Origin of the sequence: Streptomyces sp. MNU89, assembly GCF_020982505.1 — a bacterium.
GTDB classification, from domain to species: Bacteria; Actinomycetota; Actinomycetes; order Streptomycetales; family Streptomycetaceae; genus Streptomyces; species Streptomyces xinghaiensis.
On sequence record NZ_JAJKLL010000001.1, the window covers coordinates 4041171 to 4065321 of the forward strand.

Genomic DNA, 24151 nt, shown 5'->3' on the forward strand with positions numbered 1-24151 from the left:
GGACTGCGGGCTGGGTACGCTGTCCGGTGCCGGGCGGAGGACGACCGGTTAACCGTGGCCGGATCGATGCGCTTAGCATCGGCTCCGGCCGACATCCGATGCACCCCAAGGAACCCGACGTGCGCTTTCGTCTGACCCCCCGGGAGACGAGCTTCTACGACATGTTCGCCGCCTCCGCGGACAACATCGTCACCGGCTCGAAGCTCCTGATGGAACTGCTCGGCGCCGAGCCCGCCGGGCGGAGTGAGATCGCCGACCGGATGCGGGCCGCGGAGCACGCCGGGGACGACGCCACGCACGCGATCTTTCACCAGCTGAACTCCTCCTTCATCACCCCGTTCGACCGCGAGGACATCTACTCCCTGGCCTCCTCGCTCGACGACATCATGGACTTCATGGAGGAGGCCGTCGACCTGGTCGTCCTGTACCAGATCGAGACGCTGCCGAAGGGTGTCGACCAGCAGATCGAGGTGCTGGCGCGGGCCGCCGAGCTGACCGCCGAGGCGATGCCCAACCTCCGCACCATGACGAACCTCACCGAGTACTGGATCGAGGTCAACCGCCTGGAGAACCAGGCCGACCAGATCCACCGCAAGCTGCTGGCCCAGCTCTTCAACGGCAAGTACGACGCCATGGACGTGCTGAAGCTCAAGCAGATCGTGGACGTGCTGGAGGAGGCCGCGGACGCTTTCGAACACGTGGCCAATACGGTCGAGACCATCGCCGTCAAGGAGTCCTGACCCCCGGTGGACATCTTCGCACTCATTGTCACCATCGGGGTCGCGCTCGGCTTCACCTACACCAACGGTTTCCACGACTCCGCGAACGCCATCGCGACCTCCGTCTCGACGCGCGCGCTGACCCCCCGGGCGGCGCTGCTGATGGCCGCCGTCATGAACCTGGCCGGTGCCTTCCTGGGCAGCGGGGTCGCCAAGACCGTCAGCCAGGGCCTGATCGAGACGCCCAGCGGCTCGCGCGGGATGGCGATCCTCTTCGCCGCCCTGGTGGGTGCCGTGGTCTGGAACATGATCACTTGGTACTTCGGGCTGCCGTCGAGTTCCAGCCACGCGCTCTTCGGCGGCATGGTGGGCGCCGCCCTCGCCGGCTCCATCGCCGTCTACTGGATGGGGGTCGTCGAGAAGGTCGTCATCCCGATGTTCCTGTCGCCGCTGGTGGGCATGGCTCTGGGCTATCTGGCCATGACCGCCATCCTGTGGACGTTCCGCCGCGCCAACCCGCACAAGGCCAAGCGCCACTTCCGGATCGCGCAGACGGTCTCGGCGGCCGGCATGGCGCTGGGCCACGGCCTCCAGGACGCGCAGAAGACCATGGGCATCGTGGTGATGGCGCTGGTCATCGCCGATGTCGAGGACTACGGCGACCAGATTCCGGTCTGGGTGAAGGTCTCCTGTGCCCTGATGCTCTCGCTCGGCACCTACGCGGGCGGCTGGCGGATCATGCGGACCCTGGGCCGGCGGATCATCGAGCTCGACCCGCCGCAGGGCTTCGCCGCGGAGACCACGGCCGCCTCGGTGATGTACACCGCCTCGTTCATGTTCCAGGCGCCGATCTCCACCACCCACGTCATCACCTCGGCGATCATGGGCGTGGGTTCGACCCGGCGGCTCAAGGCGGTCCGCTGGGGCGTGGCCAAGAACATCGTGATGGGCTGGTTCATCACCATGCCGGCCGCGGCGCTCGTCGCGGCGGTCTCCTTCTGGGCCGTGAGCCTCTTCTTCGGCTGAGGCCCGCCCGCTCGAGGCCCGCCCGCCCGCACGCGCCCCTCCCGTCCCGCCACAGGAAACAGGGCCCGCCCCCGGGAAGCCGGGAGCGGGCCCCACGTCTTGCGGTGGCACCGCCATGCAGCACCGCGAGACGGGCTATCCGAAGCGGCCGGAGATGTAGTCCTCGGTCGCCTGCACGGAGGGGTTGGAGAAGATCCGCTCGGTCTCGTCGATCTCGATGAGCTTGCCGGGCTGGCCGACGGCCGACAGGTTGAAGAAGGCCGTACGGTCCGAGACGCGCGCCGCCTGCTGCATGTTGTGCGTCACGATGACGATCGTGAAGCGCTCCTTGAGCTCGCAGATCAGGTCCTCGATGGCGAGGGTCGAGATGGGGTCCAGGGCCGAGCAGGGCTCGTCCATCAGCAGCACCTGCGGTTCCACCGCGATGGCGCGGGCGATGCAGAGCCGCTGCTGCTGGCCGCCGGAGAGGCCGGAGCCGGGCTTGTTGAGCCGGTCCTTGACCTCGTTCCAGAGGTTGGCGCCCTTGAGCGACTTCTCGACGATCGTGTCCAGCTCGCGCTTCTTGTGGGAGCCGTTGAGGCGCAGGCCGGCCGCGACGTTGTCGTAGATCGACATGGTCGGGAAGGGGTTGGGGCGCTGGAAGACCATGCCGACGGTGCGGCGTACGGCGACCGGGTCGACCTGGGAGCCGTAGAGGTTCTCGTCGTCCAGCATCACCTTGCCCTCGACGCGGCCGCCGGGGGTGACCTCGTGCATCCGGTTGAGGGTGCGGAGGAAGGTGGACTTGCCGCAGCCGGACGGGCCGATGAAGGCCGTCACGGACCGCGGCTCGACCGTCATGGAGATGTCTTCGATCGCCTTGTGGCCGCCGTAGTAGGCACTGAGGCCGCTGACGTCGATGCGCTTGGCCATGGTGTTGCTCGCAATCGTGTGGGATGGCCCCGGGCACGGAGCCGCATATCGGTGCCTTAGCGGCCGGTCTTGGGTGCCTTCCAGCGGGCGATGCCGCGGGCGACCAGGTTGAGGACCATCACGAAGATGATCAGGACGAGCGCCGCTCCCCAGGCCCGGTCGTACGAGTGCGGGGTGCCGAGCATGTACTCCTGGTACACGTACAGCGGGAGCGAGGCCTGCGTGCCGTCGAACGGGTCGTTGTTGATGAAGGAACTGCCCAGGACCAGCAGCAGGACCGGGGCCGTCTCACCGGCGATACGGGCGACCGCCAGCATGACGCCGGTGGTGATGCCGCCGATGGCGGTGGGCAGGACCACCTTCAGGATGGTCCGCCACTTCGGCACGCCGAGGGCGAGCGAGGCCTCGCGGAGCTCGTTGGGGACGAGTTTGAGCATCTCCTCGGTGGAGCGGACGACCACCGGCATCATCAGGATCGTGAGGGCCAGCGAGCCGGCGAAGCCGGACGGGCCCATGTCGAAGGTCAGCACCCAGGTGGAGAGGATGAACAGACCGGCCACGATCGACGGGATGCCGGTCATGACGTCCACGAAGAAGGTGACGGCCTTGGCCAGCGAACCCCGGCCGTACTCGACCAGGTAGATCGCGGTGAGCAGACCGATCGGGACGGCGATCACGGTGGCGATGGCCACCTGTTCCAGGGTACCGATGATCGCGTGGTAGATGCCGCCGCCGGGGGTGTTCTGGTTCAGCCCGGCCATGGAGTGCGACAGGAAGTACCCGTCGAGGATGCGGGAGCCGCGCTCCACGGTCGTCCAGGCGAGGGAGGCCAGCGGGACGATCGCGAGGACGAAGCAGACCCAGACGACGCTGGTGGCGATCCGGTCCTTGGCCTGCCGGGAGCCCTCCACGGCGGTCGTGATCACGTAGGTGCCGACGACGAAGAAGAACGCGGCGATCATGCCCCACTGCACCCGGCTCTCCCAGCCGACGGCCATACCGATGCCGGAGGCCAGCGCGACGGAGACGAGGGCGATCCCCGCGGGGGCCCAGCGGGGCATCCTGCGGTGGGCCAGGCTGCGGGCGGGGGGCGCCTCGCCGGTCCGGGGCTTGTGGTCGATGACGGTGTGGCTCATGCGTTGGCCCCCGAGTACTCCTTGCGGCGGGCGATGATCAGCCGGGCCGCGCCGTTCACCAGCAGCGTCATGACGAAGAGGACGAGGCCGGAGGCGATGAGCGCGTCCCGGCCGAACTCGTTGGCCTCGTTGAACTTGGCGGCGATGTTCTGGGCGAAGGTGCCGCCGCCGGGATCCAGGAGATGGCCGGAGAAGAGGAAGCTGGGGGAGAGGACGGTGGCGACGGCCATCGTCTCGCCGAGCGCGCGGCCCAGGCCCAGCATGGAGGCGCTGATGATGCCGGAGCGGCCGAAGGGCAGCACCGACATGCGGATGACCTCCCAGCGCGTGGCGCCGAGAGCGAGCGCGGCCTCCTCGTGCATCTTCGGCACCTGGAGGAAGACCTCACGGGTGACGTTGGTGATCACCGGGAGGATCATCACGGCGAGCAGGATGCCGACGGTGAAGAGGTTCCGCGCGGGGCCGCTGCCGGACTTGTCGAAGATGTAGGTCCAGCCGAAGTACTGGTCGAGCCAGATGTTCATGCCGTCGAGGTACGGCACGAGCACCAGCGCGCCCCACAGGCCGTAGACGATGCTGGGGACGGCGGCGAGCAGGTCGATGACGTACCCCAGCGGGCCGGCCAGCCGGCGCGGGGCGTAGTGGGAGACGAAGAGCGCGATGCCCACGGATATCGGCACCGCGATGACCATGGCGATGATCGAGGAGACGACGGTGCCGTAGGCGAGGATCGCGATGCCGAACCGCGGGGGGTCGCCCTGCGGGTTCCACTCGAAGGCCGTGAGGAAGTTGGCCTCGTTCTCGGAGATCGCGATGTACGCGCGGTAGGTGAGGAAGGCCGCGATGGCGGCCATGACGACCAGCAGGAAGATGCCCGAGCCCCGGGACATCCCGATGAAGATCTTGTCTCCGGGGCGGGTGGCCTTTCCCTTCGCGGCCGGTTCTGGTGTGAGGCGCGCCGGCGGCGGTGTCGACGCGCTGGATGCGGTAGTCATGATGGCTCCGGTCTGGGTGGGGAGATTCCCCTGGCGGCGGTGCACCGGATGGGTTCGTCCGGCAGGCCCCGCGGGGTTCCGCGGGGCCTGCCGGCTCGGGTCAGGAGAGGGTCGGGATGATCTCGCGGACCTTGGAGGCGATCTCGGCCGGGATCGGGGCGTAGCCCTCCTCGGACAGGATCTTCTGGCCGTCCTCGCTGGCGGTGTAGGTCAGGAAGGACTTCATGGCCTCCAGGGAGTCGGCCTTGTTGCCCTTGTCGCAGGCGATCTCGTAGGTGACGAGGATGATCGGGTAGGCGCTCTCGGCCTTGGTGGCGTAGTCGAGCTCCAGGGCGAGGTCGTCGCCCTTGCCGATGACCTTCGCGGCGGCGATGGCCTTGGAGGCGTTGTCCGACGTGGCCTCGACGGGCTCGGCGGCGCCGGTGTCGATCTTCACCGACTTGAGGTTGTTGCTGGTGGCGTAGGAGAGCTCGAAGTAGCCGATGGCGCCCTCGACCTGCTTGACCTGCGCGGCGACACCGGAGGAGCCGCTGGCGGACTGGCCGCCCTTGGCGGGCCAGGACTTCTCGGCCTCGTACTTCCAGTCGTCCGGGGCCGCCTCGGCCAGGTACTTGCCCAGGTTCTGGGTGGTGCCGGACTCGTCGGAGCGGTGGAAGGCCTGGATGTCGGTGGACGGCAGCTCGGCGTCCGGGTTCAGCTTCTTGATCGCGGCGTCGTCCCACTTCTTGATCTTCGAGTCGAAGATCTTGGCGATGGTGGGGGCGTCCAGGACGAGGTCCTCCACGCCGGAGAGGTTGTAGCTGATGGCGACGGGTCCGCCGACCATCGGCAGGTTGATGCCCTGACCGTTCTTGCAGATCTTCTTCGACGCCTCGACCTCGTCCTCCTTGAGGGCGGAGTCGGAGCCGGCGAAGGCGGTGGTGCCCTGGTTGAACTGGGTGATGCCGCCGCCCGAGCCGATCGGGTTGTAGTTGATCTGCACGTCCGGGCAGGCGGCCATGTAGTTCTTGATCCAGAGGTCCATGGCGTTCTTCTGGGCCGAGGAGCCGGAGGCGAGCAGCTTGCCCTCGCCGCCGCACTTGATGTTCCCGGCGGCCTTGGTCGCGTCCTCGCCGCCCGGCTGGGTGTTGTCGTCCGAGCCGCACGCGGTGAGAAGGAGTGCCGTCGAAACAGCGGCCGCGCCGACGGTGAGGGCCCGCAGACCGCGGACGTTCCTACGCTGAAGCTTCACCTTTGTGTGTTCCTTCCTGGGGCCCGCCGGCGACGGCGAAGCAAGGTCGGTGGTTCTGCTGGATCTGCGTTCACCCGCCGGCTGCCCGCCGACCGGTAAGGCTGAAATTAGGCAGATCAGGTGAATCGATCGACGGGAGAGGGTGAACACCGGGTGAACCTCGCCTATCAGTGCGGCAACCCGCTCAGGCGTACGGCACGCCGAGTGACGGGTGTGGCGGATGGGGTGAGGATTTCGTCGGCGTGATGCCTCCCCGGCACAGCGGCGGCTCTTGCGCAATGGCGCGAACTCGCCCCCCTCTGTCGTATTCCGCTCAGTCGTGCGACCATCCGCGATTGAGAGACATCGCGTCAGCAAGACAGTTGACGGTGTGTGGACGAGACGGAGGTGGCCGGTGGGGCGGCAGCGGACGATCGTGACGGCGACGGCACTGGTGTGCGCGGTGGGGGGCCTGCTGACGCCGGGCGCCGCGCTGGCCGCTCCGAACGACCCCGAACCGGTACCGGCCTCGCGTCTGGAAGAGATCCGCAAGGAGATCGAGACCCTCTACCGCAAGGCGGAGGCCGCGACGGAAGCCTACAACGCCGCGCGGGAGAAGACGGGCGAGCAGTCGCGCAAGCTGGCCCGGATCGAGAAGAAGAGCGCCGCCGCGGAGAAGCGCATGAAGCTGCTGCGCTCCCAGGCCGGCGCGATGGTCCGCTCCCACTACCGGGGCGCCGGCATGCCCGACACCCTGAAACTGCTCCTGGAAGGCGGCTCGGGAGACTTTCTGCACGACGCCGACACCGCCCGCAAGGGCCGGCAGGCGCAGCAGGGCCTCATGAAGAGCCTGGAGAACACCCGGGAACGGCTGGACGAGTACGCCGACAACGCGGACCGGGAGTACCGCCGGCTCCGCGCGCAGCAGAAGAAGAAGGCCGTCGCCAAGAAAGCCGTCGAGACGAGGATCGAGGCGGCCGAGGAGCTGGAGTCCCGGCTCCAGGCGGAGGAGCTGGAGAAGCTGCGCGAGCTGGAGGCCGAGGCCGCGCGGAAGGCCCAGGCCGCGTGGCTGGACTCCGGTGTGCTGGAGGAGATCGACGCCCGGGCCTCCGCGGAGGGGAAGAAGGCGATCGCGTACGCCACCGGGCAGCTCGGCAAGGACTACGAGTGGGGCGCCGAGGGCCCGGACACCTACGACTGCTCCGGACTGACCTCGCAGGCGTGGGCGGCGGCCGGCCGGACCATCCCGCGGACCTCGCAGGAGCAGTGGAAGCGGCTCCCCAGGATCGCCGTCCGGGACATGCGGCCGGGGGACCTGATCATCTACCACTCGGACGCCAGCCATGTCGGCATGTACATCGGGGACGGCGACATCGTGCACGCGCCGCGTCCGGGCCGGCAGATCACCGTCACGGGGGCGGGCTCGATGCGGATCCTGGGCGTCGTACGGCCGGACGAGCGGGCGGGCGAGCGGGCCGGGGAGCAGGCCGGGGAGTAGGCCCGCGGGGCGTGGGCCGGCCGTGGGCGGGCCCGCGGGCGGGTGCAGTGGCGTCCCGGTGCGGGGCGGGCGCTCGCGGTCGGCAGGCCGCCTGCGGGTGAGGCCGGAGAGCGGGCGCCGCGGTGCGCCGGGCGCCGGGGCGCCGGGCCGCCCGGTGCCCCGGCACGTCCCCCACCGGCGCCGGGCGTGACCCGGAGCGGTCGGCCGACGACACCGGGTGCCGTTCCGCGGACGGCCGGCCGGAGCGCCGTACGGCCGCCGGGATCCGGGCGGGCAACCGCAGCGCGTGATGTTCATCATCGGCGCTTTGGCCCAGAGAGGGGCAAATGGCCACCTCTGCTTGGCATATGACATCACAGAGTGGTTGCCCGGCATTCCGCTCCGGCAGGGCGTGCCGCTATGGTCGCCTCTCAGCGCCCGGCACAGTGTGACCGCCGACCCGTCAGGTGGGCCGGGCCTGGCGGCGTGCCGATCCGGCGGCCGTCTTGCCCTCGGGGGGAGGGAAGGAACAGAGCGATGCCCGTACCCGCGCCTCGGCAGGGGGAAACCCTGGCCGCGGGAGGTGCTCCGGCTGCCCCCTCACCGCGCTCCGCGGAGGGTTCCCCGGCCGTATCCGTTTCCGCCTCCGCCTCCACGTCGGCGCCGCCGGCCTCCGGGCCCGCGCAGGCACCGCCGCTCACCCTGCTGGTGATCGAGGACGATCCGTCGGTGGCCTTCTCCGTTCCGGACAAGCTCGACACCGGGGGCCGCCGGGTCCGCGTCCGGACCGCCCGCAATCTCACCGAGGCCGAACGGCTGCTCACCGACGACGTCGACTGCATCCTGCTCGACCTCGCCCTGGACATCCGGCAGGCCGGCGAGGAGCTGGACACCCTGCGCCAGGTGCTGCGGCTCGCGCCCGGCCACGCCGTCCTCGTCCTCACCGCCGAGGCGGACGCGGAGCGGGGCGCCGAGGCCGTGCGCGTCGGCGCGCAGGACTACCTCTTCCGCGACGAGCTGGACGGCCGCGCCCTCGGCCGGGCCATCCGCTACGCCGTCGAGCGCAAGCGCGCCGACGCCGCACAGCGTCAGCTCACCGAGTCGCGGCTGCGCGGCCAGGAGAACCGGCGGCTGGAGCGCGGGCTGCTGCCCAAGCCCCTGCTGGAGGGCTCCGAGCTGCGCTTCGCCGCCCGCTACCGGCCCGGCCGCAGCCGCGCCCTGCTCGGCGGCGACTTCTACGACACCGTCCGCACCCCCGACGGCACCGTCCACGCGATGATCGGCGACGTCTGCGGGCACGGCCCGGACGAGGCGGCGCTCGGTGTGCTGCTGCGGATCGCCTGGCGGTCCCTGACCCTGGCCGGGCTCTGCGGCGACGAACTCCTCGGCACGCTGCAGAAGGTGCTGGAGAACGAGCGCGCCTGCGACGAGATCTTCGCGACCCTCTGCACCCTCGACATCGCCCCCGACGGCCGCCGCGCCGGGCTCTGCCTCGCCGGGCACCCGGCGCCGCTGGTCGTGCGCGAGGGACGGCGGGTGAAGCTGCTGCACTACGACGACGGCGGGCCCGCGCTGGGCGTGCTGCCGCGCGCCCGCTGGCCGCGCCGGCAGGTGGAGCTCGGCGGCACCTGGAGCCTGATGATGTATACCGACGGGCTGATCGAGGGCCGGGTCGGTCCGGGCCGGCAGCGTCTCGGCCAGGAGGGCATCGTCGAGGTGATCGGCGGCCTGCGGGACAGGGGGCTGGGCGGCGAGGAACTGCTGGACGCGGCGATGGCCGAGGTGCGGGAGCTCAACGGCGGCGAGCTGACGGACGACGTGGCGGTGCTCCTGCTGGACCGCGACCGGGGCAGGGGCCGCGACCAGGGCCCGGACCGGGGCAGGGGCGGGGGCCCGGGGCCGGTAGCCCGGGTGGGGCTCGCCGGGATGTCCGTTCCGGATACTCCGCCGCGCCCGTGGTCCCCTCCCGCCGCCGCTCCACGCAGCGGGCCCCGTCCGCCCTGGGGGCGATGACGGGGCCCGGAGCCGCGCGACCGGTCGGCGGCGGGTGGCTCGGCGGAGGTTCGGGACGGCCCGGCGCCCGGTGGGCGGGCGATCGGGGCGCGCCGGCCGGGACGGCTCAGCGGCCGCCGTTGTACGGGCCGTACGGGCCGTCGGAGCTGCTGCCGCGCCGGCCGCGGCCACCGCCACCGCCGCCCGAGAGCGCCCGCACGGCGGGCCGTACGTCCACGACGTACACGATCGCGGCGATCAGCCCGATGATGGTGAGGAAGAACAGCCCCAGCGGCAGCACGTTCACCACCACCGCAATGCCCAGGATGATCAGCCAGAACGGCTTGGTCTGCTTGTCGGCGGCGCGGAAGGCGTCCTCGCGCCGGATCACGGCGTCGATGAAGGCGAACACCGTGAAGAGCAGAATCGCCAGATAGAGGAAGCTCAGAATGTTGTGAAAGCCCTGCACCAGCACGCCGTCCACCACCCAGTCCTATCGCGCGCGTCGGTCACGTCGTATCGTCCGTCGGTGCCGCCGTTCCGGCGGCCGGTCCCGGCGGCCGGTGGCATGACGGCCACCGTACAGACCGTATAGGGAGAACGGTCCGGGCACGTCGCTTGTGCCCGGACCGTTCTCCCGGCTGCTGTCCGGCGCTGTCGCCTCACCCGGTGTGTCCGGATGTCACTCGGCGGACTTCGGCGCCGTCTTCCTGGCCGGGGCCTTGCGGGCGGCGGCCGGCTTCTTCGCCGCGGCCGGCTTGGCCTCGGCAGCGGGCTTGGCCTCGGTGACCGGCTTGGCGGCCGGGGCGGGCTTCGCCTCGGCGGCGGCCTTCTTCTCCGGGGCCGGCTTCGCGGCGGGCTCCGGCTCGGGCTCGACGGCGATGGCGATGTCGCTCATCTGCTCGGCCGCCTCACCGCGCCAGGTCTGCACGGCGCCGCGGCCGCGGTCGGCCAGCTCGTCGTACGTCTCGCGGGCCTTGACCGCGTACTCGGCGGCCCGGCCGACGCCCTGGAGCGCCAGGTGCTGAGCGTTCTCGCGCAGCTTCCTGAGGTCGCCGTCGAGCGTGCCGAGCACCTCGTTCACCTTGGTCTGCACGGTGACCTGGGCCTCCTTGGCCTGCCGGCTCACCTTCTCCTGGACCACCTTGGGGTCGGTGGTCCGGACGGCGGCGAACCGCTCCGGGGCCTCCGCGCGCAGCTTCTCGATGAGCGCCGGGAACTCCCGGAGCTTCTCGGCGGCGAGGTCCGCGGTGCCGACGGCGGCGTAGAAGGGGGTGGATTCCTGGATCGTCTTGCGGAGTTCGTCGGTGGTGGCCATGGCGGGATCCTCCCGGATCGGTCGGTCAGCTTGATTGCTTGGCTTCGCCGCTGTCGCCGTCGTCGTCGGCACCGGCCCGCGAGCCGGCACCGGACGGCGGACCGGACGGCGGCGCGGCGGGGGTGCCGTCGGGGGCATCGGCGTCCGCGGTGTGCCCGTTCTCCCTGCGGAAGGACTCGTAGATCTGGATGAGCACCTGCTTCTGGCGCTCGTTGATCGACGGGTCGGTCATGATGGCGCTCTTGACCTCGACCTCGTCGCGGTCCCGCTCGTCGAGGATTCCGGCCTGGACGTACAGCGTCTCCGCGGAGATCCGCAGGGCCTTGGCGAGCTGCTGCAGGATTTCCGCGCTCGGCTTGCGCAGCCCGCGCTCGATCTGGCTGAGGTACGGGTTCGACACCCCGGCGGCTTCGGAGAGCTGTCGCAGTGACAACCGCGCACTGCGCCGCTGCTCCCGCAGGAACTCCCCGAGATTGCCGACCTTGAGTGAAGCCATGGCCCCATCGTGCACCCGAATGCTAACTATTGCAAGCGACCTGCTTGCAACTGGCATGCACGCGCCCGCGTGGTGGTGGCGGCTGTCCCGTCTCCGGGACGGGCCGATGCCGGGCGGCATGATCAGGCCATTCTCGGACAGGTGGGAGCATTCCGTTCCGTCGTTCTCCCGTGCCGTTCGCGTGATCCGCGCGCGGATCACGCGGGCTTCCTCTTCATTCCGGTCCGCGGATGGATCAGGCCCCCCGCTCGTGCCGGTCGCCGGGGGAGGTCTGGACCGGCCTACGCTGGCCGGGTTCCGCGAGGGCCGGGATGCGTCCGGGCAGGGCTGCCGCCCCTCGCGCAGTCGTCGAGCACCCGTCGGAGAGGTTGTTTGTCATGCCCAAATCCATAGGTGTGAAGTGCGCGGCTCTTGCCGCTTCGGTACTGGCCACGGTGGTGGTGACCGCTCCCCAGGCCGTGGCCGTGGAGGAGCCCGCCGTCCGGATAGCAGCGAACGCCGACCCCGCGACCCGCGCTCTCGCGCGGGCCGACCCCGGGAGCGTTGCCGCGGCGGCGAACGTGTGCGGATCCGGCTACGAGTTGCAGAGGGGCATCCCCCTGCCCAAGGGGACCGACCCGAGTGAGCGGCTGGCGACTCTGTTCTCCTACGGGAACGGCGGGAAGGGCTGCCTCATCCTCGACAACAACGTCGGCAACACCGAGTACATGTACCTCAAGGTCTGCAAGATGGGCGGCGGCAGCTGCGACACCGACGCCGGCAACTTCAGCCAGTACGCGGGGCCGGTCCGTGTCTCCAACTTCGTCTGTGCCCCGGTGACGGCCAAGATGGCCAAGACCTCCAGCAGTACCTTCTACATCAACTACAAGTCCGACTACGTGTTCCCCTGCAACTGACGAAGAACGCGGGGAACCGGAGCTTCGCGCACTCTCCGCTCTCGCGGCGGCCGCGTCCCTCGTCACTGCCCGCAAGAAGCTTGCGCAGGGCGGCCGGGAGGAACGGGCCAGGGACGCTTCCGTCCGGGATCCGGCCCGCCGGGCCTTGTGCGAAACCCCCGAGGTGCGCGTGAGGCCACCCGCTGCCCCTGTGAGACTCCCCCGCCTGCGCGCCGGCGGCGCGCCAGGACGTGCCGGCGGCCGCTGATGCCGCACCTCCCGTGGAAGGAGCACCATGGCTGACGAGATGGTTCGTCGCGCCCAGAGATTCATCAACACCACGTACGGCGACGGCGCCACACTCGGCATATCCAAGCTGGAGGAGAACGGGCGGACCAGTTGGACCGTCATGTATGCCCTCACCAGGGCGTTGCAGTACGAGATGGGTATCACGAACCTCTCGAACAACTTCGGACCGGCCACACTGGGAGCGCTCCGGGAGAAGTACGGCAAGCTGGACGAGACCACAGTCCCCTCGGCGAACTTCTGCCGGATCATCCAGTCCGCCTTATATTGCAAGGGCTATGACGGCGGCGAGATCGACGGAAAGTACAACTCCCGCGTCAAGGCCGCCGTGGTGAAGCTGAAGCAGAACATGGGCGCATACGTTCCCTACCCCGATGATGCGCTGTGGCCGAAGGTGGCCAAAGGGCTGTTCAACATGGACGCCTACGTCACCGTCAACAACGGTTCGGACGGAATCCGCCTCATCCAGCAGTGGCTGAACGGCCAGTATCTGCTTCGCAAGGACTTCTACGTCATCCCGTGCGACGGTCACCATTCCCGCGACGTGGCCACGTCGCTGCTGCTGGCCGTCCAGTACGAACTGGGGATGGCCGACGGAGTCGCCAACGGATTCTTCGGGCCCGGCACTCGGGCGGGACTGAAGAACCACACGCTGTCCACCGGCGACTCGGGCGTGTGGGTGCAACTCTTCTCAGCGGCCATGGAGCTCAACAAGCGACCGGTCGCCATGACGGGCTCTTTCCAGGGTGTTCTGGAAGACGCCGTCCGGAAGTTCCAGTCGTTCGTCAAGCTGCCGGTGACCGGCAAGGGCGATTTCCAGACCTGGGCCTCCCTGCTGGTCTCCTATGGGGACCAGTCCCGTGAGGGAGAGGCCTGCGACGGAGTCACGAAGGTCACGCCGGCCCGTGCGCAGGCGTTGAAGGATGCCGGCTACAAATACATCGGCCGCTACCTCTACAACCCGTCGACCACATCCCTTCCGGAGAAGGAGATCCAGCCGGGCGAGCTGGAAACGATCAAGGAGTACGGGCTGCGCTGCTTCCCGATCTACCAGACGTGGGCGCGGTCGGTCGACTACTACAGCGTCGAGCAGGGTGTCACCGACTGTATGAACGCCGCGTACAAGGCCGAGGAGCACGGGTTCGGATCCGGGACCCGGATCTACTTTGCGGTCGACTACGACGCCGTCGATCACGAGGTCACATCGCACATCCTGCCGTACTTCAAGAGCATCAGGGAGCGGATGACCCGGATGGGGAGCCCGTACAAGATCGGTATCTACGGGCCGCGCAACGCGTGCTCCCGCGTCTCCGCCGCCGGATACGCGGACACGAGCTTCGTGTCCGACATGTCGTCGGGTTTCTCCGGCAACCTGGGCTACGCGATGCCGGAGAACTGGTCCTTCGACCAGATCGTCACCAAGACGATCGGTTCCGGCGATGGGGAAATCGAGATCGACAACAACATCGCCTCCGGCCGCGACACCGGCCAGGGCGACTTCCTCCCCGCTCCGTCCGGGAAGCTTGATATCGGCTTCAGCCTGGACTACTGGGAGTCCCTGCTGAACGAAGCCGATGGCTACATGGAGTCCATCGGCAAGCCGGCCGAGGGTTCCGAGTCGGGCAACGGCTACGTGTACACCAGGAAGCAGTGTCTGGAAACGGTTATCTCCCACGACGATGTGATCACATCGGCGGCCCGCCGGTACCGCATGCGCAAGGCCCTCATCCAGACCTCGGCCTTCTGGGAGTTCTGCCACTACAGCCAGGTGGACGTGGTGCAGGACGCGGGGGTGGTCTGGTACCACACCGGGGCAATTCCCGACTGGGGCAAGGATCTTCCCGGCGTCAGCAAACTGGTGGACAGCAGCACCGGTGTCGCCAAGATATCCGGACGCACCTGCATCCTCTCCCGCAACCATTCCATCCGGTCCGGGATCCTCGACGGGAAGACCCTTGACTCGGCCGAGGAATCCGACCGGTGGGCGATGTGGCAGAAACTCAACCAGAACAACGCATTCAACCTGAGCACCGTCCCGCATCTGCACATCTGGGGGGCCGGCGGCAAGAAGGGCGACCATGAGGAGACCGTGATCCGCCGACCCGCGCTCGACTACACCGAGACCGAGATCTACGAAGTACTGCGTCGGTACCAGGGGTTCGGACCCGAGGCCGAGGCTCACGCGAAACTGCGTATGCCCCTCTATGCGATCTTCGAGAAGTACAACCGCATCATCCGCGAGTCTCGATAAATGGTGATCACGGCATCCGGGCCATGGCAGGAGCACAATCCCGCAGTGCTCCTCACCCTCATATTTCTCGACGCGGTGACCTTGCTGAGCCTCACCGCGTACCTGTGCTCACGGCTCACACGAGAGGTCAGGAAGCGCTGCACCCCCGCTGCGCTGTGCCGGGACGTATCCCTGGCGGCGGTCGCCGTGTCGCTCGCCCTCTACCTGTGGGGATGTCTTCACCTGCTCGTCCTCGGACGACAGGAACGGTACGTGGAGTGCGCGAGGGCGCACCCCGGCGGTCCGGCGGACATCGACGGAATCACCGCCGACTTCATCCCCCTGCGGCTCGCGTGCCATCTGCCGGACGGCCGCAGCTACCCCGTCGTGATCCCCGGCTACATCAACCCGTCCATCGCGGCCCTCCTGACACTCGCTCTGGCATCCGTGATCACCGCGGCTCTGCTGTACCGCAGACAGCGCCGGAGCAGCGGCAACAAGGAAAGGATGACCTCTTGAGGCACACGGGTCCGACTCGCAGACACGTCCTCACGACCACGGCCGGTGTCACCGCCGCCGCGGGCCTCGCGTCCACGGGCCTCCTCGCCGTACCGGCCGTCGCGGCACCTCGGCCCTTCGCGAACGATGAGTTGAAGCAAGCACTGCGCCGTCTCGAAGCCCGACGCCGTCGCCTCCTCACGGGGCGGCCGTCCGCCAACCGGTGGGAGATGCAGAAGGCCGTCGACGCGGGCGGAGACATCGTCACGCGTCCCGTGCCCGGCACCGGGCTGAAGGTCTCGGTACGCCAGGGCGACGTGGAAACGGTCCTCGTGCATGTGATCCGCCGCTTCCACTACGAGATCGACGCCCTCGGCCTGCGGGAAGAGCCCAGGCCGGTCGAGGGCTGGGTGGCACCGTCGAAGGTGCGCGACGCCGGCCTCCCGGAGTCGAATCAGGCCTCGGGCACAGCCGTGGTGATCCGGCCGGACTCCTACCCGCCCGGCGTGCGGGGCGGCTTCACCGGGGGGCAACACCTGCTCATCCGGGACATCATGGCCGACACCGGAGGCGTCGTCCGGTGGGGTGGCGACGACCGTCGCCCGTACGAGGGTCTGTTTTACCTCACCGTGCGTCCCGGCGACCCGCGTCTGACACAGGTCGCGACCAAGATCCGCACCTGGGACGAGACCCCTGGTCTGGGTGCCGGAGTCCTCGTTGACCTGACACAACCCTCACGGCGCCGCCGCGCTGCCCGACACTGAGCGGGCCGCACCGCCACACACCGGACCACCCGGCCCGGCTCAGGCGGACGGCCCGGCCCGCCGCACACCTCGTGCGCGAGGTTCCCGCCCGTGACCAGCGGCTGCGTACCGACGGCGGCCGGCGAGGCTTCGTCCGGGACCGGTGCCGGCTTTGCGAGCGGTCACCCGACCGGTCGCGATGCGTCGAGCCCGGGGTCCGGGGCACGGGGTTCCCACTCGAGGAGGGCGAGGCCGGCGGCCATGCCCCCGCCGAAGCCGGCGAGGAGTACGAGGTCGCCAGGGGCGAGGCCGCCGGTGGCGTGGTCGAGGGTGAGGGGTACCGAAGCCGCTCCGGTGTTCCCGTACTCCCGTACCGTCGTATGGGTACGCGCGGCCGGGAATCCGAGGTCTGCCGCGAGTGTGCCGATCATGCAGCCGTTGGCCTGGTGCGGGATGAGGTGGGTGCGCGGCCCGCCGCCGGACGGACGGAGGCGGTGTTCGTCCAGGAAGCCGCGGATCATCGGCCCGACCCGGCTTTCGACGAAGGCGCGTACGGCCCGGCCGTCCATCGTGAAGTAGTGCAGCCCTTCCGCGAGGGACTCCGGCGAGGGGGGAATGCGGGAGCCGCCGGCCGGGACCCGGATCAGGTCCCGCTTGTCGGGGAAGGTCGCCAGCCGGGTGGCGAACACGCCCCGGCCCCGGGCGGGTCCGAGGACGACCGCGCCCGCGCCGTCACCGAAGAGCACCACGGTGCGGCGGTCGGTGGGCTTCAGGGTGCGGGAGTAGACGTCGGCTCCGATGACGAGAGCGTGTCCCGTGGTGCCGTGCAGCATCCGCTCCGCGGTGGCCAGGGCGAAGACGAAACCGCTGCAGACCGCGTTCATGTCGAAGGAGGGCGTGCCCGCCGGGACACCCAGTTCGAGGGCGACGGCGGTGGCGGTGGGGGTTGCGGGGAGTCCGGGGTGGAGGTCGCCACGATGATCAGTGAGATGTCCTCGGCGCGGACGCGGGCGTCGGCCAGCGCGGTGCGGGCGGCCGTGGCGGCGAGGCCGGAGGTCACCTCGTCGGGCTTGGCCCAGCGGCGTTCCCGGATGCCGGTCCGCTGGACGATCCACTCGTTCGTGACCCCGGCCGGTGCCCCCACCTCCTCGTTGGTGACGACGTTGCCCGGCAGGCAGGAACCGGTGCCGAGTACTCCGACGGCGCTCTCGGCGGAGGACGCGGCTGCACGACTGGTCATGATCCCTCTTCTCGTGTCGGGGCGTGTCGGGGCGGGGCATGTCGGGGCGGAACGGGCGGGCCCGGAGCCCGGGGCCGCGTCCGTGGCGCACGCCGGCCGCGGTGGCCCGGGGCGGGGACCGGGGCGGAACGCACTACCGCGCCGCCCCGGTCCCGCAGCCGGCCTCCCGTACGGAGCAGGCCCCGGGGCCCGGACCCTCCGGGGAGAGGGAGGAAGGCGTCCGGCCGCCCGGGGCTCAGCGGATGACGAGGGGCCGTTGGCCGGGGCCGTGCGCGGAACCGTGGGGTCGGGGGTCGGTGCCCGGAACCGCTGTGGCTTCCCGGAACACGGATCCCCTGCGGCTTTTCCGGCGGGCCCCGTGCCGGCGGCACGGCCGCGGGGTGGGCGCCCGGCCCGGGGCGATGCCGGGGAGAAGGGCCGGGGCGGTCAGGCGGCTTCGTAGACGCGCTGGTGGTCACGCAGGGCCGCCAGCCGGTACGGGCCCCGCGTCTCGTGCGGGAGTTCGTACCAGCCGCCGTCGGTGGGCAGGGTCTGCTCGCGCAGTTCCCGGTAGGTGCCGTAGTCGACGGCCCGTCGTGAGCCGATCGCTTCCCTGTGGGCTTCGCCCCGCAGGTGCGCCTTGTAGCCGGCGCGGACCCGGCCGGCGAAGAACTCGGCGACGCTGCCCGAACCGTAGCTGAACAGGCCCAGAGTCTGCTCGGTCAGATCGTCCGCGTCGTCGAGGAGCGCGGCGAGGGCCAGATACATGGAGGCGGTGTAGCTGTTGCCCACCGTTTCGTTGTAGCCGGTCGTGGCGGCGAGGGCGTGGCCCAGCGCCTCCTCGTCCGCCGGTGCTCCGCAGGTCTCCAGCAGCTGGCGGTGGGCCTTGAAGGCCATCCGGGTGTAGGGCTGGTGGTAGCAGAAGGCGCGGAACTCCTCCAGCGGCAGGCCGCCACGGCGCTGGTAGTCCTTCCAGGCGCCCTCGACGGCCTCGAGGTAGGCCGCAATCGACTCCTTGCCGTTGACCAGGGCGGTGGTGCGGTAGTTGGGGCGCCAGAAGTCCATCACGTCGGTGGTGAACAGGCCCGAGGGGCGGGTGAGTTCGAGCAGCGCCGGGTCGGCCGAGACCAGCATGGCCGCTGCCGCCGCCCCCTGGGTGGCCTCGCCGGGGCTGTCGAGGTCGTAGCGGGAGATGTCGCTCGCGATGACGAGGACCTGCTCCTGCGGGTCCCGGTGCACCAGCCCGGCCGCGAACTGGAGGGCGGCGGTGGCGCTGTAGCAGGCCTGCTTCATCTCGACGACGCGGACGTGTGGCTCCATCCCGAGCAGTGAGTGGACGTAGATTCCCGCTGCCTTGGACTGGTCGACCGAGCTCTCGGTGGCGAGGACGACGGTGCGGATGCGGTCGGTGCCGTGCCGCTCGACCAGAGGGGCGGCGGCGGCCGCGGCCATGGTGACGATGTCCTCGTCGGCGGTGGGCAGGCTCATCGCGCGCTGCCCGATGCCCTTGTGGTACTTGGCGATGTCGGTGCCGTTGCAGCGGGCGAGCTCGGTGTGGCTGAGGACGAGGCCGGTGGTGCGGAAGGACAGATCGTGGATGCCGATGGCGAGGTCACTGGGCATGCGTGTCTCCGTTGGCGCGCTCGAAACGGGTGTGGGCTTCCATCAGTTCGCCGGGGTTGGTCTGCGCGGCGAGGAGGGAGAGCTCGCCGCACAGCACGGTGGCTGCGGCCAGGACGGCGAGGCGGCGGGCGTTCTCGCCGGCGGGACGGTCCTCGCGGCAGCCCAGACGGGCGAGGTTGGCCTCGACGAAGCCGATCCCCTTGCCGTTGCCCACGGTGCCGAGGATGAGGTTGGGCAGGGTGCAGGAGAAGTACAGGTCGCCGTCGCGGTCCTGGACGTAGGTGACGCCCTGTGAGCCCTCCACGATGTTCGCCGCGTCCTGGCCGGTGGCCAGATAGAAGGCGAGGAGCATGTTCGCGTAGTGGGCGTTGGCCGAGCGGATGCCGCCGGCCAGGAGCGTGCCGACGAGGTTCTTGTTGGTGTTGAGCGCGGTGAAGCGGGCCGCGGTGGTGCGCAGGCGCTCGGCCACGATGTGCCGGGGGACGAGGATCTCGGCGACGACGTTCTTGCCCCGGCCCAGGATGCCGTTGACGGCGGTGGCCTTCTTGTCGGTGCAGTAGTTGGCGGATATGGAGCCGTAGCGGATGCCGGGGACGGTGGCCAGCAGATGGGCCAGGAGGGCGTCGGCGGCGAGGGTGGCCATGTTGTGGCCGGACGCGTCACCGGTGGCGAACTCGAACCGGAGGAAGACCAGCGGGCCGGTGATCTCGTGGCGCAGGTCCAGCAGCTGGGCGTAGCGGCTGCTGCGGCGGGTGATCTCCCGCAGCTGCGGCAACTGGTCGTGGACGGCGCGGGCGGCGGTGCAGGCATGGGCGGCGTCGTCCGCCTCGACCAGGACGGAACGGGTCATGCGCTCGTCGACCAGGGTGGCGCGGATGCCTCCGTCGACCAGCCGGGAGATTTTCGCACCGCGGCCGACGGAGGGCCACAGCGGGGATTCGAAGGTGGCCAACGGGACCTCGGTCTCGGTGGTGGCGACATTGCCCGAGATGCGCAGCGGGCCTGCCCAGCGCAGGGGAACGCCCGCTGTCGTGAGGTCGGTCCGTGGCTCGGCCGTGACGGTCATACCGTGACTCCTTTCGCCGCGGCCGTGGTCAGGCCGCGGTCCAGACAGAATTCGCGCAGTGAGCCGGACAGCAGTACGTCGCAGTCGGCAAGTTCCGCCGGGCTGTGTGCGCCGAGCAGGGTCATCAGGGCGGTGAGCTGGTCCAGCCAGGTGGTGATGTGCCGCACCAGGGCGTCCACGCCGCCGTCGAGCAGCGTGGTCAGGTAGGGACCGGAGGCGCCGACGGCCCCGGCTCCCAGAGCGAGGGCGCGGGCCACGTCCAGGGGGTGGCGTACGCCACCGGAGGCGAGCAGGGGCAGGCCGCAGCCGCGGGCGTCGAGCAGCGCGGCCGGAGTGCTCAGGCCCCAGCCCTCCAGGTAGGCGTAGTCGGGCCGGGAGCGGCGGCCGTTCTCGATGCGGGCGAAGTCGGTGCCGCCGCTGCCGGCCACATCGGCGATCCGGACACCGAGCGAGGCCAGTTCGCGGACCGTCCGGCCGCTCAGCCCGAAGCCGACTTCCTTGACGATCACCGGCACCTCGACGGCGGCGGCGATCCGCTCGATGCCGGAGGCCCAGTGGCCGAAGGAGCGGTCGCCTTCCGGCATGACGGTTTCCTGCACGGTGTTGAGATGGATCTGCAGGGCGTCGGCCTGCAACAGGCCGACGGCGCGCCGGGCTTGTTCGGGGGTGGCGGTGGCGTTGAGGTTGGCCAGGACGAAGCCGTCGGGGTGTTCGCGGCGGACGGGTGTGAAGGTGGGTGCGGTGCCGGGGTCCTTGAGGTAGGGGCTCATGGAGCCGGTGGCGATGGGGAGTCCGGTCTCCCGGGCGGCGATGGCCAGGTCGCGGTTGATCTCCCCGGTTTTCGCACTGCCGCCGGTCATGGCGTTGATGTAGAGCGGGACCGGCCAGTGCAGTCCGGCGAACCGGGTCTCCAGGGAGACCTTCTCGCGGTCGGTGCCGGCGAGGGCGTGGTGCACGAAGTGCACCTCGTCGAACTGGCTCGCCGGCCGCGGTGCGCCGGGGGGTGCCGCGCGGTTCCCCGGTGCGTACTGGGCGTGGGCGAGCTGTACGTGCTCATCCTTCCGGTGTGCGGTCATCAGGTGTGTCCTCGCAGAGAAGGGGAGACGGAGCCCGGCCGGGTGCCGGGACCGGCTTCGTACGGTCCGGAGTCCGGCGCGGTGCCGGCGGTCACGTCGAGTGGCAGCGGGGTGATGCCGGCCGCGCTCCAGCGCTGCCGCAGGAGCGCGGGGGAGCGGTGGGACGGGAGCAGGGCGATGCCGCAGTCGCCACCGCCCGCGCCGGAGGGTTTGGCGGCTCCGCCGCAGGACTCGGCCACCTCGCACAGCCGCCGCAGCGACGGGGTGAAGATGCCGAGGGCGGCTTCGGTGTCCAGCCGGGCGAGGAGGTGGCGGGCGGTCCGCACCGCGTCGAGCAGGGCCTCCGGCTCACCTCGCCGGAGAGCACCCGCCACGGCCGTCACGCACTGCTCGCTGTCGGTGAGGAAGCCGCTCCGGGCGGAGCCGTGCCACCACCGCTTCGCGGCGAGGCCGGCGACCAGGTCCGAGGTGGACGCCGGGCTGCCGCTCCAGCCGGCGTGCAGGACGAGGCCGGGCGGTGGCGGCAGCTCCTGGAGGGCGAAGTCCGGCCAGTGGGCGCGCAGCGTCCGCGCGATCCCGTGCCGGTGCAGGCTGTGTCGCAGGACGTGCCGGTCGGGTGCCCGGTAGGCGACCCAGCCGTGCCGGACCGCGGCCGCGAGATCGGCGCCGGAGGGGCCCGCGTCGACCCGGATGTCGGCCAGCAGGGCGAGCCGGAAGAGCTCCTGCGGGGACAACCGCATCCCGTAGTGGTCCGCCACGGCCCGTGTGGCCGCGACGGTCACCGCCGCGCTCGACCCCAGCCCGATCTTGACGCCGTCGTGGTGCAGGTCGCTGCGCACGGTGAGCCGCAGCGGGGCGAGCCCGAGCCGTTGTTCCGTCCGCAGCCCTTCGACGGTCTCCACGACGGAGACCAGGTGCGCCAGCACACCGCGGACGAGGCCGGGGTCCTGCGGAGACACGGCCCGCAGTCCCTCGTCGCCGCGGCACAACCGCACCTCGTGGTCCAGCAGGTCGGAGTCGACGACGACCCCGGCGTCCTCGGCCGGGCGGGCGGTGACGGTGACGTACCGGTCCACCGCCACCACCACGGCCGGCTGCCCCGGTTCCAGGACGGCGTACTCCCCGGCCACCAGGAGCTTGCCCGGTGCCCGGCGGGTGACGGCCCGGCCCGCCATCACCGGTCCTCCGCCCGCAGCCGGGCCCCGGGACCGCTGCGGGCCACGACCACCGGGGCGCCGGTCACGGCGCGCATCCGGTCGGCGATGCTCTCCGCGTCGGCGCCGGCGCACAACACCTTGACGTTGGGCCCGGCGTCCATCGTCGCCCAGGCGCCCACGCCTTCCTCGCGCAGGGCGCGGACGTGGCCGAGCACCGCGTCCGAGGCGGCCGTGCGGTAGCGGACGGCGGGCTGTGCCGCTTCCATCGCGGCGTGCATGCCGAGGGCGTTGTGCTCGGCGATCTCACCCACGGTCGTCATGTCGCCCCTGCGCAGTGCCTCGCGCATCCGGACCAGGGCGGCACGGCAGTCGGCCAGCCAGTCCCGGTACGGCGCGGAGGTGGCGACCGTGTGCCGCATGGCCTCCCGGCTGGAAACGGGCTTGGGGCCCGACTCCAGGACGACGGCGACCAGCGCGGCGTCCAGGTGGGCGTCCGTGACCGGCTCCGCGTAGGAGCCCCGGTCGGGGTCGGGGGCGTCCGGGGTGCCGGCGTGCCAGACCACGAAGCCGCCGAAGACCGACCGCGCGGCCGAACCGGACCCCCGGCGGGCCAGCCGGGACAGCGCCCGGGAGTCGCCGGGCAGGCCGTAGGCGTGGGCCGCGGCCAGGGCCAGCGCGGCGAAACCACTGGCGGACGAGGCGAGTCCGGCCCCCACGGGCACGGTGTTGCGGGTGTCCACCACGGCCCGCTCCCCGCGCCCGGCCCGCTCGCGCACCAGATCCAGGAAGCGGACGGTCCGGTGGAGCACCTCGCCGCGGGCGGCGGCGCCGTCCATGACGACGTGGTCCGCCCCGGCGGCCGGATCGAGCCGGACGGCCGTCGTGGTGGGGAACACGTCGAGGGTCATCGACAGGCTGTCGGCGAAGGGCAGCACCAGGTCTTCGTCGCGTTTGCCCCAGTACTTGACCAGCGCGATGTTCGGGTGCGCGACCGCCAACGCCGGCTCAGAAACCGCCATGGCCGGCCCCCTTCGCCACTGGGGCGGTCCAGGTGCGTGCGCCGTGCCCGCGGCTGAGCGCCCCGGCCACGGCCTCGGCCTCCTCCGGGGCCGCGGTCAGGGCGAGGACGCAGCCCCCGAGTCCGCCGCCGGTCATCTTGGCGCCCAGTGCCCCCGCGCCGAGCGCGGCGCCGGCCAGGGTGTCGGTGCGCTCCGTCGTCAGGCCGAGTCCGGCGAGGAGTTCGTGGGCGGCGGTGAGCCGGCGGCCCAGCGCGGTGAGCCGTCCGTCCGCCAGGTCGCCGAGCGCGGCCCGGGTCAGTGCGGCCGAACGGTCCACGAACCGCGCACGGCTGCCGGGGTCCCGTGCGAAGGCGCCCCGCAGCATGGTGACGGCCTTCCTGGTGGCGCAGCCGCTGCCGCTGTCCGCCACCACGACCTGGAATCCGGTGCCCACCGGCGGCGTGCCGCGGCGGCCCTCCGCCAGCAGCACCGGTCCCGTGCTGCCGGTGGTCAGCGCGTCGACGCCGCTGGCCAGACCGTGCGCCGACTGTTCGGACACCTGCACCAGCTCGAAGACGTCCCGTTCGCCCAGGCCGGTTGCGAAGAGGGAGTCCAGGGCGCGGACGAGCGCGCGGGCGTTCGCCGCGCTGGAGCCCAGACCGCGGGCCGCGGGGATGCCGCTGTCGAGCAGGACCTCCAGGGAGGGGGTTCCGCGGAGGCCGGCCCGGCGTGCGAAGGCGTCCAGGAGCAGCCGGAACTCCTCGGGGGCGTCCTCCTCCGTCTCCTCGGCGAGTCCCCGTGGGGCGGGGGCGGGAACGGTGCGGCGCAGGCGGAGCGGTCCCGGCCGGGCTCGCTCCGAACGGCGTACGGTGGCCCGGCAGTTCAGGGCCGGCAGCGGGAGCGCCAGCGCGGGGGCACCGTAGACCACCGCGTGCTCGCCGAGCAGGATGGCCTTGCCGTGCGCCCCGCCCGTCGCGACGCGCCGCGCCTCGGTCGCGGACGCGGATTGCGTGGACATGATCCGGGTTTCCCTTCGTGTCGGGGGCGGATGGTGTGGGGACCCGTCGAGGCCGGCCCCG

23 protein-coding genes are annotated in these 24151 nt (G+C 70.9%); 8 read left to right on the top strand and 15 right to left on the bottom strand.

Going from position 1 to position 24151, the window contains the following annotated elements; translation table 11 throughout:
• The first annotated feature begins 119 nt into the window (after nt 1-119).
• A complete protein-coding gene (locus E4N63_RS17425; protein WP_030545898.1) occupies nt 120-740 on the top strand; it encodes a DUF47 domain-containing protein in 621 nt (206 codons plus the stop codon).
• Between the two features lie 6 nt (nt 741-746).
• Nucleotides 747-1745 (top strand): inorganic phosphate transporter, encoded by a 999-nt coding sequence (locus E4N63_RS17430; RefSeq protein ID WP_228429463.1) that lies wholly within the window; start codon nt 747-749, stop codon nt 1743-1745.
• Nucleotides 1746-1880: 135 nt separating this feature from the next.
• Here the strand turns inward: E4N63_RS17430 and pstB are convergent, their stop codons facing one another.
• The 4 genes from pstB to pstS all read right to left on the bottom strand — a co-directional run bounded on the left by pstB (nt 1881) and on the right by pstS (nt 6019).
• Complete coding sequence (gene pstB, locus E4N63_RS17435; RefSeq protein WP_019707122.1) at nt 1881-2657, bottom strand: phosphate ABC transporter ATP-binding protein PstB; 777 nt, start codon at nt 2655-2657, stop codon at nt 1881-1883.
• 56 nt (nt 2658-2713) lie between these two features.
• On the bottom strand, nt 2714-3793 hold the full coding sequence (gene pstA, locus E4N63_RS17440; protein WP_230241103.1) for a phosphate ABC transporter permease PstA: 1080 nt from the start codon (nt 3791-3793) through the stop codon (nt 2714-2716).
• Complete coding sequence (gene pstC, locus E4N63_RS17445; protein ID WP_230241104.1) at nt 3790-4788, bottom strand: phosphate ABC transporter permease subunit PstC; 999 nt, start codon at nt 4786-4788, stop codon at nt 3790-3792. Before pstC ends, pstA begins: the two co-directional genes overlap by 4 nt.
• Nucleotides 4789-4888: 100 nt before the next feature.
• Nucleotides 4889-6019 carry a phosphate ABC transporter substrate-binding protein PstS gene (pstS, locus tag E4N63_RS17450; protein ID WP_230241105.1) on the bottom strand — a complete coding sequence of 377 codons (1131 nt, stop codon included), beginning with the start codon at nt 6017-6019 and terminating at the stop codon, nt 4889-4891.
• Between the two features lie 394 nt (nt 6020-6413).
• Between pstS and E4N63_RS17455 the strand changes: the two genes are divergently transcribed.
• Together E4N63_RS17455 and E4N63_RS17460 are read left to right on the top strand one after the other, a co-directional pair.
• Nucleotides 6414-7496, top strand: coding sequence for an NlpC/P60 family protein (locus E4N63_RS17455; RefSeq protein WP_230241106.1), 1083 nt, complete (start codon nt 6414-6416; stop codon nt 7494-7496).
• A gap of 516 nt (nt 7497-8012) precedes the next feature.
• Nucleotides 8013-9488, top strand: a complete 1476-nt coding sequence (locus E4N63_RS17460) for a PP2C family protein-serine/threonine phosphatase (protein WP_230241107.1) — start codon at nt 8013-8015, stop codon at nt 9486-9488.
• A gap of 106 nt (nt 9489-9594) precedes the next feature.
• Here the strand turns inward: E4N63_RS17460 and E4N63_RS17465 are convergent, their stop codons facing one another.
• The 3 genes from E4N63_RS17465 to E4N63_RS17475 form a co-directional block, all read right to left on the bottom strand.
• Nucleotides 9595-9954 carry a DUF2516 family protein gene (locus tag E4N63_RS17465; RefSeq protein ID WP_030545914.1) on the bottom strand — a complete coding sequence of 120 codons (360 nt, stop codon included), beginning with the start codon at nt 9952-9954 and terminating at the stop codon, nt 9595-9597.
• Between the two features lie 195 nt (nt 9955-10149).
• Nucleotides 10150-10785 carry a hypothetical protein gene (locus tag E4N63_RS17470; protein ID WP_125624584.1) on the bottom strand — a complete coding sequence of 212 codons (636 nt, stop codon included), beginning with the start codon at nt 10783-10785 and terminating at the stop codon, nt 10150-10152.
• 25 nt (nt 10786-10810) lie between these two features.
• Complete coding sequence (locus tag E4N63_RS17475; RefSeq protein WP_125624585.1) at nt 10811-11281, bottom strand: helix-turn-helix domain-containing protein; 471 nt, start codon at nt 11279-11281, stop codon at nt 10811-10813.
• A 377-nt stretch (nt 11282-11658) separates the two neighbouring features.
• Between E4N63_RS17475 and E4N63_RS17480 the strand changes: the two genes are divergently transcribed.
• The 4 genes from E4N63_RS17480 to E4N63_RS17495 all read left to right on the top strand — a co-directional run bounded on the left by E4N63_RS17480 (nt 11659) and on the right by E4N63_RS17495 (nt 15954).
• The gene (locus tag E4N63_RS17480) at nt 11659-12177 is read left to right on the top strand and encodes a hypothetical protein (protein WP_125624593.1); all 519 of its coding nucleotides are present in this window, start codon (nt 11659-11661) and stop codon (nt 12175-12177) included.
• A gap of 274 nt (nt 12178-12451) precedes the next feature.
• Nucleotides 12452-14713 (top strand): glycoside hydrolase domain-containing protein, encoded by a 2262-nt coding sequence (locus tag E4N63_RS17485; RefSeq protein ID WP_230241108.1) that lies wholly within the window; start codon nt 12452-12454, stop codon nt 14711-14713.
• A gap of 45 nt (nt 14714-14758) precedes the next feature.
• Nucleotides 14759-15211: a hypothetical protein gene (locus E4N63_RS17490; RefSeq protein ID WP_228429467.1), complete on the top strand. Its 453-nt coding sequence runs from the start codon at nt 14759-14761 to the stop codon at nt 15209-15211.
• A complete protein-coding gene (locus tag E4N63_RS17495) occupies nt 15208-15954 on the top strand; it encodes a hypothetical protein (RefSeq protein WP_230241109.1) in 747 nt (248 codons plus the stop codon). Before E4N63_RS17490 ends, E4N63_RS17495 begins: the two co-directional genes overlap by 4 nt.
• A 161-nt stretch (nt 15955-16115) precedes the next feature.
• Here E4N63_RS17495 and E4N63_RS17500 read toward each other — a convergent pair whose 3' ends face one another.
• The 8 genes from E4N63_RS17500 to mvk all read right to left on the bottom strand — a co-directional run bounded on the left by E4N63_RS17500 (nt 16116) and on the right by mvk (nt 24090).
• Nucleotides 16116-16817, bottom strand: coding sequence for a 3-oxoacyl-[acyl-carrier-protein] synthase III C-terminal domain-containing protein (locus tag E4N63_RS17500; RefSeq protein WP_308188706.1), 702 nt, complete (start codon nt 16815-16817; stop codon nt 16116-16118).
• The gene (locus tag E4N63_RS31175; protein WP_308188707.1) at nt 16814-17173 is read right to left on the bottom strand and encodes a hypothetical protein; all 360 of its coding nucleotides are present in this window, start codon (nt 17171-17173) and stop codon (nt 16814-16816) included. The genes E4N63_RS17500 and E4N63_RS31175 overlap by 4 nt, the downstream gene beginning before the upstream one ends.
• A 426-nt stretch (nt 17174-17599) precedes the next feature.
• On the bottom strand, nt 17600-18775 hold the full coding sequence (locus E4N63_RS17505) for a hydroxymethylglutaryl-CoA synthase (protein WP_230241110.1): 1176 nt from the start codon (nt 18773-18775) through the stop codon (nt 17600-17602).
• On the bottom strand, nt 18765-19841 hold the full coding sequence (locus E4N63_RS17510) for a hydroxymethylglutaryl-CoA reductase (RefSeq protein WP_230241111.1): 1077 nt from the start codon (nt 19839-19841) through the stop codon (nt 18765-18767). The genes E4N63_RS17505 and E4N63_RS17510 overlap by 11 nt, the downstream gene beginning before the upstream one ends.
• Nucleotides 19838-20917, bottom strand: a complete 1080-nt coding sequence (fni, locus tag E4N63_RS17515; protein ID WP_125625032.1) for a type 2 isopentenyl-diphosphate Delta-isomerase — start codon at nt 20915-20917, stop codon at nt 19838-19840. Before fni ends, E4N63_RS17510 begins: the two co-directional genes overlap by 4 nt.
• Nucleotides 20917-22092 carry a phosphomevalonate kinase gene (locus E4N63_RS17520; RefSeq protein WP_230241112.1) on the bottom strand — a complete coding sequence of 392 codons (1176 nt, stop codon included), beginning with the start codon at nt 22090-22092 and terminating at the stop codon, nt 20917-20919. The genes fni and E4N63_RS17520 overlap by 1 nt, the downstream gene beginning before the upstream one ends.
• Complete coding sequence (gene mvaD, locus E4N63_RS17525; protein ID WP_230241113.1) at nt 22092-23093, bottom strand: diphosphomevalonate decarboxylase; 1002 nt, start codon at nt 23091-23093, stop codon at nt 22092-22094. The genes E4N63_RS17520 and mvaD overlap by 1 nt, the downstream gene beginning before the upstream one ends.
• A complete protein-coding gene (gene mvk / locus E4N63_RS17530) occupies nt 23080-24090 on the bottom strand; it encodes a mevalonate kinase (protein WP_230241114.1) in 1011 nt (336 codons plus the stop codon). The genes mvaD and mvk overlap by 14 nt, the downstream gene beginning before the upstream one ends.
• Between the last annotated feature and the right edge of the window lie 61 nt (nt 24091-24151).

Bases quoted from the DNA above. Each gene is read 5' to 3' on its own strand.
- mvk (WP_230241114.1), bottom strand. From the start codon at position 24,090: ATGTCCACGCAATCCGCGTCCGCGACCGAGGCGCGGCGCGTCGCGACG.
- E4N63_RS17500 (WP_308188706.1), bottom strand. From the start codon at position 16,817: ATGAACGCGGTCTGCAGCGGTTTCGTCTTCGCCCTGGCCACCGCGGAG.
- pstB (WP_019707122.1), bottom strand. From the start codon at position 2,657: ATGGCCAAGCGCATCGACGTCAGCGGCCTCAGTGCCTACTACGGCGGC.
- E4N63_RS17470 (WP_125624584.1), bottom strand. From the start codon at position 10,785: ATGGCCACCACCGACGAACTCCGCAAGACGATCCAGGAATCCACCCCC.
- E4N63_RS17485 (WP_230241108.1), top strand. From the start codon at position 12,452: ATGGCTGACGAGATGGTTCGTCGCGCCCAGAGATTCATCAACACCACG.
- E4N63_RS17520 (WP_230241112.1), bottom strand. From the start codon at position 22,092: ATGGCGGGCCGGGCCGTCACCCGCCGGGCACCGGGCAAGCTCCTGGTG.
- pstC (WP_230241104.1), bottom strand. From the start codon at position 4,788: ATGACTACCGCATCCAGCGCGTCGACACCGCCGCCGGCGCGCCTCACA.
- mvaD (WP_230241113.1), bottom strand. From the start codon at position 23,093: ATGGCGGTTTCTGAGCCGGCGTTGGCGGTCGCGCACCCGAACATCGCG.
- E4N63_RS31175 (WP_308188707.1), bottom strand. From the start codon at position 17,173: ATGACCAGTCGTGCAGCCGCGTCCTCCGCCGAGAGCGCCGTCGGAGTA.
- E4N63_RS17460 (WP_230241107.1), top strand. From the start codon at position 8,013: ATGCCCGTACCCGCGCCTCGGCAGGGGGAAACCCTGGCCGCGGGAGGT.
- pstA (WP_230241103.1), bottom strand. From the start codon at position 3,793: ATGAGCCACACCGTCATCGACCACAAGCCCCGGACCGGCGAGGCGCCC.
- E4N63_RS17505 (WP_230241110.1), bottom strand. From the start codon at position 18,775: ATGCCCAGTGACCTCGCCATCGGCATCCACGATCTGTCCTTCCGCACC.
- E4N63_RS17475 (WP_125624585.1), bottom strand. From the start codon at position 11,281: ATGGCTTCACTCAAGGTCGGCAATCTCGGGGAGTTCCTGCGGGAGCAG.
- E4N63_RS17510 (WP_230241111.1), bottom strand. From the start codon at position 19,841: ATGACCGTCACGGCCGAGCCACGGACCGACCTCACGACAGCGGGCGTT.
- fni (WP_125625032.1), bottom strand. From the start codon at position 20,917: ATGACCGCACACCGGAAGGATGAGCACGTACAGCTCGCCCACGCCCAG.
- E4N63_RS17480 (WP_125624593.1), top strand. From the start codon at position 11,659: ATGCCCAAATCCATAGGTGTGAAGTGCGCGGCTCTTGCCGCTTCGGTA.